General features: G+C 28.5%; 2 protein-coding genes and 1 pseudogene. All 3 read right to left on the bottom strand.

All coding sequences use genetic code 11. The features are described from left to right. On the bottom strand, nucleotides 1-621 hold a 621-nt coding region (locus tag KHW44_RS09855), incomplete at its 3' end, for an amidohydrolase family protein (RefSeq protein WP_304068962.1). Continuing rightward, a complete protein-coding gene (locus KHW44_RS09850) occupies nucleotides 621-1049 on the bottom strand; it encodes an aspartate carbamoyltransferase regulatory subunit (RefSeq protein ID WP_002836363.1) in 429 nt (142 codons plus the stop codon). The genes KHW44_RS09850 and KHW44_RS09855, both read right to left, overlap by 1 nt. Further along, nucleotides 1049-1183: pseudogene (locus KHW44_RS09845) on the bottom strand (aspartate carbamoyltransferase); the annotation flags it as partial. The pseudogene KHW44_RS09845 and the gene KHW44_RS09850, both read right to left, overlap by 1 nt.

Below are 1183 nucleotides of genomic sequence, written 5' to 3'. Positions count from 1 at the left end.
TCTACATCCTGTTTTTAAGCTTAAGTAGCAATCTCTAATTGTTTCTAAATCCTCTGCATACCTTGTAGAAATCTTTGTTAGATTATGGTCTTCTGCATGTACCATTATGCCCTTATTTATTTTTTCTATTTCCGTAAAAATATTAAAGGCTAGTAAAGAATCTGTTATACCTTTTCCGTCTTCACTAAAGAATTTGATATTATTATCTGCTTTTTCAAAATTAATCATTTCTATAGATTTTAAATCTTTTGTTGTGGCCATGCATTGATATATATTGATTAGATCAATTTCTTTTGATTTGTCTATAATTTGATTGTAGATTTCATTATTATCCACAACTGGTTTAGTGTTTCCCATCAAATTACAACTTGTGTAGCCTCCAGCAAGTGCTGACAGGCTACCAGTATATAAATCCTCTTTATTTTCTTGACCGGGATATCTGAAATGAGTGTGCAAATCTATGAATCCTGGCATTACAATTTTTCCCTTTACATCAATGATTTCATCACATTTTTCTAATATCTCTCCTATTGCTTTTATTTTACCATTTTCTATTAAAATATCAGCAAAAATATCTTTATCTTTATCTATAATATGACAATTTTTAAGCAGCAGTTTCATTATTCCTCCACGTTATATAAATGATCACAATAATCACACTTATAAGTTCTAGTATCCTTATCAACTAAACTAAATTTCTGTACGATACTTCTTTCAGATTGAGTTATACATCTAGGATTTTTACATTTAATAAAACCTTCAAAATGTTCTGGTAAATTTAAGCTGATTTTTTCTTTTATTTTTTCATTTTCAATTATATTAACAGTCATATTATCATCGAATACTCCAAGTATATCAAAGTCTATATCTATAACATTTTCGATTTTGATCATATCTTTTCTTCCCAATTTACCTGATTGTGCATTCATGATTAATGCTACTGTATAATCAGCCTTGTCTAACTTTAAAAGTTGGAATATTTTATAACCCATTCCACATTTGATATGATCGATTACAATACCTTTTTCAATACTATTAATGTTTAACATTATCTCACCCCTAATAATTTCAATATTAACGCCATTCTAACAATTACACCGTATCTAACTTGCTTAAAATAAACTGCTCTTGGATCGCTATCAACTTCTGTAGCTATTTCATTTACTCTTGGCAATGGATGAAG

It is taken from the genome of Finegoldia magna (genome assembly GCF_018371055.1).
Taxonomy (GTDB): Bacteria; Bacillota; Clostridia; order Tissierellales; family Peptoniphilaceae; genus Finegoldia; species Finegoldia magna_I.
This window is presented reverse-complemented; position numbering and strand designations above follow the sequence as displayed.

Bases quoted from the DNA above. Each gene is read 5' to 3' on its own strand.
- KHW44_RS09850 (WP_002836363.1), bottom strand. From the start codon at position 1,049: ATGTTAAACATTAATAGTATTGAAAAAGGTATTGTAATCGATCATATC.